A 6,466-nucleotide genomic window follows, 5' to 3' on the forward strand; every position below is an offset into this window, starting at 1 on the left:
GCCGCCCGGCCCGGCCCAGGCCACGGGGGAATTGAGGATTACCCACAACGTAACCCCTGGTGCCACAAGTAATCTGATTCCCTTGCTCAACAACTCTTTCACTGCAAACGCCTCCTGGCTTCGGCAATGGCCGCGCGTGCCTCGATATATTCCTGAGCCGTTATGTGAATCGTAACCGTATCCCTCTTTATCGCGATGAGTCTGCATCCTCGATAACAGTGTGTCTACCACCAGAATCAAATTCGCTGTGGCTGAACGTAAGTCCCCCAACTCGCCGCGAACCCCAACGTAGTCACGTCTTGATACCTCATTTCTGCTGACTCCAAAGCTGTTCTCTTCCATGTGCCCATTTGGGGTGCGGGTCGCCTCCAGCTTCTCGGGGATGAACAGCGCGGTGAGGGTCTTGCCGGTTCCGCAGGTGCTGATGAGTTGTCCGCGATCCGCCGACGTGAACCCTTTAGCCACTTTGGTGATCGCCTCCCGCTGATGCTTGCCGGGCTGGCGGGCTTACGCGTTGGAGTGGGACGGAGATCTTTTGGGGAACGGGGCCAGTCAACGTCGGCAGCCTGAGGATCGTTGAGCGGGAAGAAGGTGACCCGCTTCTCTTGGTCCTGGATGGTGCGTTCGCCGATACGGTCGATGAGGTTGGTGGTGGCGATCACCATCCGGTACGAGAAGCTTGCCTGGATCGCCCACAACTGTCCGGTGCGGTCCTCGGCAACCAGGTCGATGCCAGCATCGCCTCCCCACCGTCCAGGCCACTCATCCCACAGCCAGACCCGGCGAAGTTCGTGCTTGTAGACCGGGTCGTTGGAGAAGAACCACTTGCACACATGCTCGAACTGTTTGCCTCGGACCCTCGGGTCGGGGTCGAGGCGGGCGAACAGGTCGCTGAACGTCGCCACGATGGGGATGCTAATCGACGGCTACAACGGCGAGGGACGCCGCTGCCGTCCTCCGTTTGACCCATGACAGAACCGACACCTTGCCCGACCTGCCGCCACCGGATATCCCACACCCGCCGCAGCGCACCCACGCCCGACACTCTCGCGACGCCTAGCGCCTGGCCCTGGATCCGCTGTGGTCGAAGATCAAGGCGAAAGTGCCGCCGCTGCGGTGAGCCCGTAAAAACGCCGCGTGCCTAACCACGACAAGGCACGGGACGGGCCTGGGTTACGTCCACCAAGGTGGTGTATTCGTCGAGCTGTGGCGTGCTGACACCCCGACTTTACAAATCAGCCGGCCACGGTGGCCGTGGCAGTCGTGGGCGGCACCCGCGAAATCCAGTCCCCACAGCGGCTGAACTCAACCACGTCAACGTGCAGAGTGGAGACAGCTGCAGCGGCCGTCTATGCTCCTAGGCGCCTACGGGCCGAGGGCTACGAGTACCACGGCGTGGGCCGGAACTAAGGAGAATAAGTGAGAGCCCTCGTCGCCGGCGCCGCCGGGTTCCTGGGGTCCCACCTCTGCGATCGTCTTCGCTGCGACGGCATCGAGGTTCTCGGGCTCGACAACTTCTATACCGGCAGTCGCGAGAACATCAGGCACCTCGAGGACGATCCGGGCTTCAGTTTCTTCGAGCACGACGTCACCCGGCCGCTAGGCGCGGGCGTGGCGGGTCCGCTGGACGTCATCTTCAACATGGCCTGTCCGGCGGCGCTGCTCACCTATCAGCGCGATCCCCTGTTCACCCTTGAGACCAACTACGTCGGGACGAGGAACCTCCTTGAACTGGCGCGTGAGGATGGGGCGACTATTCTTCAGGCTTCCACCAGCGAGGTCTACGGAGATCCCACGAGCCATCCCCAGGTCGAGAGCTATTGGGGCAACGTCAACTGCTTCGGCGTGCGAGGCTGCTACGAGGAGGGCAAGCGAGTTGCGGAGACGCTGATGCTCGAGCACGCGCGTCGCTACGGCGTCCGCATCAAGGTCGTGCGCATCTTCAATACCTATGGTCCGAGGATGGACCCGGAGGACGGTCGAATCATCTCCACGTTCATCGTCCAGGCGCTACGGGGAGAACCGATCACCGTTTTCGGGGACGGCAGCCAAACCCGTTCCTTCTGCTATGTAGACGATCTCGTCGACGGGCTCGTGAATATGGCGGCGAGCGAACCGTCGTTCACTGGACCCGTCAACCTCGGCAGCCCGGCCGAATTTACCGTCCTCGAAATCGCGAACCTTATCAAGAAAATGACCGGATCCCCGTCGACGACCGTCTTTAAGACCCTGCCGCCGGACTACCCGAGGAAGCGCAAGCCGGATATCAGCCTCGCCGAGTCCAGGCTCGGCTGGCGTCCACGAGTCCCTTTCGAAGACGGGGCCGCGCGGACTATCGAATATTTCAGAGGCATCATCGGATGTGGCTCCCAAGGGGCGCGCTGTGATCATTGATGCCTACCACGAAACGGACTCACCCACCGACCAGGAATGCCGAACGGTATTGCTGCCCTTAGTTTTCGGCGTACTTTTCGGCTCTCGGCCGGACTGCACATGTACATCACCGCGAGTTAGGTTCCGCCGATGAGATTTGTGCTGGCAACCTTGGGAAGTCGGGGCGATGTCGAGCCGTGTGCAGCCATCGGTCGGGAGCTGCAGCGCCGAGGCCACGAAGTACGCATGGCGGTCCCGCCCAACATGGTTGGCTTCGTCGAGTCGGCGGGGCTTGCGGCGGTCGCCCACGGCCCGGACCACGTAGTGCAGAACGCGAATATCGCCAGCAAATACGGGAAGACGCCGAACCCTATCACCATGGCATTGGAAATTTTGAGGGACATCAACCAACTCTGGCCGGAGCTTGGTAAGGCGCTCATGTCGCTGGCAGATGGGGCCGACCTGCTATTGACGGACGCAAGCCAGCAGGGGCTGGGCGCCAATATTGCGGAGTACTACGACATTCCGCTGGCTGCGCTGCACATCTACCCGATAATGCAGGGTGGTACAGATTGGCACATAACCAAAGAAGCTGAAGACGCCTACCGCCGGACACTGGGCCTGCCAGAGGCAACGGGGCCCTCGACGCGACCACCGCTGGAGCTCCAGGCCTACGACGAACTCTTCTTTCCCGGGCTGGCAGCCGAATGGGAGAAATGGTACGTCCGAAGGCCTTTCGTTGGCGGGCTTACGCTAGAGCTGCCGACGGATGCCGACGACGAGGTCTCGTCGTGGATTGCCGCGGGAACGGCGCCGATCTACTTCGGCTTTGGCAGCAGCGCGCGCGCAGCATTTCCCGCTGACCTCGTCGAGATGATCGCCGAGGCCTGCGCGCAGTTAGGCGAGCGGGCGCTGATTTGCAGCGGCTCAAGCGATTTGACCGACATCCCGCAATTCGACCACGTAAAGGTTGTGGGCACGGTGAACCACTCGACCGTCTTTCCCGCTTGCCGCGCGGTCGTCCACCACGGGGGCCCGGGCACCACGTTCGCAGGCATGCGGGCTGGAATTCCTACCTTGGCCCTTTCGGTCTCGGTCGATCAGCCGATGTGGGCGGCTGCGGTCGGCCAACTGGAAGTCGGCATTGGACGGCCCTTCTTCGACACCACTCTGAAGTCACTGGTCGCGGATCTGCGGTCCATCCTCACTCCGCACTGCGTCACTCGAACCCGTGAGGTCGCCGCCCAGATGACCACACCCGCCGAAAGCGCTGCCATCGCAGCCGATCTCCTGGAAGACGCCATCGGCCTCGGGCCTTCGACCGATGGGGGGCGAACGCGGACCGCGGAATGATCGGTGCCGAAACCTTCAGTGGCCGAAACCCTACTGTATGAGGGCCATCTCGAAGTCGGGGAAGGCGTAGACCTCACCACGATTCCGGACCCGCTCGAACCAGTACCTCTGATCAGCGGCTGACGTGCAGGCGTAGATCTTCATCCAGGTCCCCGCGAAGGGAAACAACAAGCCATTGTCGACGGCCTGCCAGACGGCTGCGGCCACGCCGGGGGCTTCAACGGCTCGATAATCGTCCATCGCGATCACGCCCCGTTTGGCCGTGTGAGTCGCAGCGAGGCTGATGTCCTTGGCGACGCACTGGTAGCTGTGACAACCGTCGATGTGGATGAAACGGAATACCCGGTCTCCGAGATCGAGTTCTGATGACTCGCAGACTTCAAGTGTTGGCCGGCGAGTGTGGAAACGGTCCCAGTTGGCCAGGAACTCGTCCTGCTGCAGGCCCGAGTACTGCTGGCGTCGGTTCAGCGGGATGTCAGCGTGATCCATCACGGCGCTGAATAAATCGCAGATCACCAGTTCTTCGTCGTCGCGGAGGCCGTAACCCATCAGGATGGCGGACTTGCCCTGATATGTGCCGATCTCCAGCATGTCGCCCTTTATGTCCTCGGTCCGTTGGTAAGCGAGCAGATTGCTGAAGAAGTCGACATCGATCGCGTAGAACCAGCCGTCAACCGTGTCCATCTGCGCGGTGTAGGGGATCGAGGGATCGGTCATGGCGCGCTCCTGCGCACAAGCTCCTCCAGGGCGGTCGGTAGCCTGGCCATTTTGCGCGGCCGGGCCGGCATAGTTGAGCCCCCGCAGAGCGACGTTCGAGTTTCGCGATGTCAAATTTGCCGGGCGGAGGCTTGGGTGAAGCGTATCAACTCTGCGCCCCGACGCAATCGACGCTCGCTCGGCGCCGGCGACGGAGTGGTCGATGTCGACCGCCTACTTACAGCAAAATAAGGAAAGCCAACAAACACCCGAGGTGACGAAATGAAGCACACCATCAGATTTGCCCTGGCGGCGCTGGCCACCGCGTTGTTGTCAACCACTGCCCACGCACACGCCGACTACGACTTCAGCAAGGTAGCCGACCCCAAAATCCCCGACCCAATAATGTTCTGGTGCATGGGCGGTGGTGCCGGCAACCTTCTTTTAGGCCAGCCCGGATACTGCGACGGTGAACGCTACCCGGACGGCAGCTATTGGCACGTCATTAATGCACCCGTCGTGAGGATGCGTATGGATTGCGTGATCGACGTGATTGGCAATGGCAGCCCACTGCCGCCGCTCGCCCCACCCGGCGGCTGCGGGGGCGCAGTTACGTAGTGGGCGCCGCTCGGGCTGCTGTCCATCGCAACGGCAGACTGCTTGGCGTGACCGCGCCGCCCTGCGTGAAGGTGAAGCTGAGAGTGAGGTCACGTTCTAATTCGAAATCCGGTACGGCGCGCAACCATTCGACCACGATCACGGTCAGTTCCATGCGGGCCAAGGCCTTGCCCAGGCATCGGTGAACGCCGGCCCCAAAGCTCCTGTGTCGCTTGGGGCGGATCTTTCCGTCCTCGGTTACCGTCACCGACGACGTTTCGCTGCCGTCAAGATTGGTCGACGCCAGGCACAGGGCCACTACAGAGCCCGCCGGTATCGTGACGTCGGCGATGGTCACTTCTTCCGTGGTGAAGCGTCCGATGAACGGAAACGGCGTCTCAAGCCGCAGGAGTTCCTCCGCCACGTGACTGGACACGTGCTCGTCGTTCGCGGCGATGCTCGCATCGATATCGACATCGACTAAAGGGACTCCGTTGCCTTCAGTCTCAGTCGCTGGTTCAACCGCTGTCGCATCATGTACACCTGCGGTCAACGGCAGATTCCTCCTTCATCGCTGTCACGGCTTCCCACCCCAGCAAAGATGCAAGCTTGGTTGTCGAGCGTCTTACCAGCGATACCGAGTACGTGCGTTCTACCAGCGGCAGCGACGACCTGTCTCGGGAAGGCAGTTGCATGTGACGTACGTCATAATTCCACACACGTCTAAGGCTGTTCGCGGTTTCGCTACGCGAGGTTGTCAGTTGTGGGGCGGCGGCCTGCATGCCGCCGATCGGGCAATGCCGCCGGTGGGCGATATCGATACGACGAGCGTGAATCTGGCGGCAGCGGGTCGGTACTGGAGCGGCGGTGGCGGGGGCGGCGGCGTCGTCCATATCACGCCCGGCGTCGGCAGCGACGGCAGCGCCGGCGGCAGCGGCGCCCAACGGCGGGGCAGGCGGCAGTGGCTGGTTCGGCAGCGGCAACGGCGCTGACGGCCAACACGCGTAACACCGACTAACACCGGCGGCACGGCCGTGAATGGCTACCACGGTGCCGCCGACGCTGGTGGGCACGTCAACAACTTCATCGGCGACGGCGTGTAGCGTTGGTACCTCACTTGACTCGCGAGACCGCTTCTCGCAGCGGTCTTTAGCGATGGAAGCAAGCGGTGAGGACTCATCCCAGTTGACAGCCTTCGAGCGGCGGGGTGCCGTGCTCGCGGAAATGCTCGCAGCGGCTGTCGTGCTGGTGCACTGCACCGCTGGGCAGCCACCTCCTGCGGCCACACCGTCACCGGCTGTTACACCGTCACCGTCAGTTGCGTCGTCGTCGGCCAGCGCGCCGCCAGCACCTGCCGGTGGGACCGTGGAGCCGGTCACCGCCGCCGAACTCGGCGCGAGCTGGCGGCCGGGTTGCCCCGTCGAGCCGGGGCGGCTGCGACGGGTCA

The 6,466-nt window shown here is 62.6% G+C and carries 7 protein-coding genes and 2 pseudogenes; 5 read left to right on the forward strand and 4 right to left on the reverse strand.

Annotated features, from left to right (window positions below; all coding sequences use genetic code 11):
• Both ACLP9N_RS16605 and ACLP9N_RS16610 read right to left on the reverse strand, forming a co-directional pair.
• Positions 1–465, reverse strand: a 465-nt coding sequence (locus tag ACLP9N_RS16605; RefSeq protein WP_442408449.1) for a hypothetical protein, incomplete at its 3' end; no start/stop codon positions are given.
• A 275-nt stretch (positions 466–740) separates the two neighbouring features.
• A pseudogene (locus tag ACLP9N_RS16610) lies at positions 741–905 on the reverse strand (hypothetical protein); the annotation flags it as partial.
• 514 nt (positions 906–1,419) lie between these two features.
• On the opposite strand from ACLP9N_RS16610, the gene ACLP9N_RS16615 reads away from it, so the two are divergent.
• Positions 1,420–2,394 carry a UDP-glucuronic acid decarboxylase family protein gene (locus ACLP9N_RS16615; RefSeq protein WP_442408450.1) on the forward strand — a complete coding sequence of 325 codons (975 nt, stop codon included), beginning with the start codon at positions 1,420–1,422 and terminating at the stop codon, positions 2,392–2,394.
• A 129-nt stretch (positions 2,395–2,523) separates the two neighbouring features.
• Positions 2,524–3,726, forward strand: coding sequence for a glycosyltransferase (locus ACLP9N_RS16620; RefSeq protein WP_442408451.1), 1,203 nt, complete (start codon positions 2,524–2,526; stop codon positions 3,724–3,726).
• A 30-nt stretch (positions 3,727–3,756) separates the two neighbouring features.
• Here the strand turns inward: ACLP9N_RS16620 and ACLP9N_RS16625 are convergent, their stop codons facing one another.
• Positions 3,757–4,443: a class I SAM-dependent methyltransferase gene (locus tag ACLP9N_RS16625; RefSeq protein ID WP_442408452.1), complete on the reverse strand. Its 687-nt coding sequence runs from the start codon at positions 4,441–4,443 to the stop codon at positions 3,757–3,759.
• Positions 4,444–4,704: 261 nt separating this feature from the next.
• Here ACLP9N_RS16625 and ACLP9N_RS16630 point away from each other — a divergent pair, with 261 nt between their 5' ends.
• A complete protein-coding gene (locus ACLP9N_RS16630; protein WP_442408453.1) occupies positions 4,705–5,040 on the forward strand; it encodes a hypothetical protein in 336 nt (111 codons plus the stop codon).
• Here the strand turns inward: ACLP9N_RS16630 and ACLP9N_RS16635 are convergent.
• Entirely contained in the window at positions 5,033–5,572 is a 540-nt protein-coding gene (locus tag ACLP9N_RS16635; protein ID WP_442408454.1) for a cytochrome P450, read from the reverse strand. The two genes, ACLP9N_RS16630 and ACLP9N_RS16635, sit on opposite strands and share 8 nt — an antisense overlap.
• Positions 5,573–5,780: 208 nt before the next feature.
• On the opposite strand from ACLP9N_RS16635, the gene ACLP9N_RS16640 reads away from it, so the two are divergent.
• Both ACLP9N_RS16640 and ACLP9N_RS16645 read left to right on the forward strand, forming a co-directional pair.
• Positions 5,781–6,011, forward strand: coding sequence for a hypothetical protein (locus tag ACLP9N_RS16640; protein ID WP_442408455.1), 231 nt, complete (start codon positions 5,781–5,783; stop codon positions 6,009–6,011).
• Positions 6,012–6,204: 193 nt separating this feature from the next.
• Positions 6,205–6,466, forward strand: a pseudogene (locus ACLP9N_RS16645) (M15 family metallopeptidase); the annotation flags it as partial.

The sequence above is a fragment of the Mycobacterium sp. genome, assembly GCF_052144515.1.
Lineage (GTDB): Bacteria > Actinomycetota > Actinomycetes > Mycobacteriales > Mycobacteriaceae > Mycobacterium.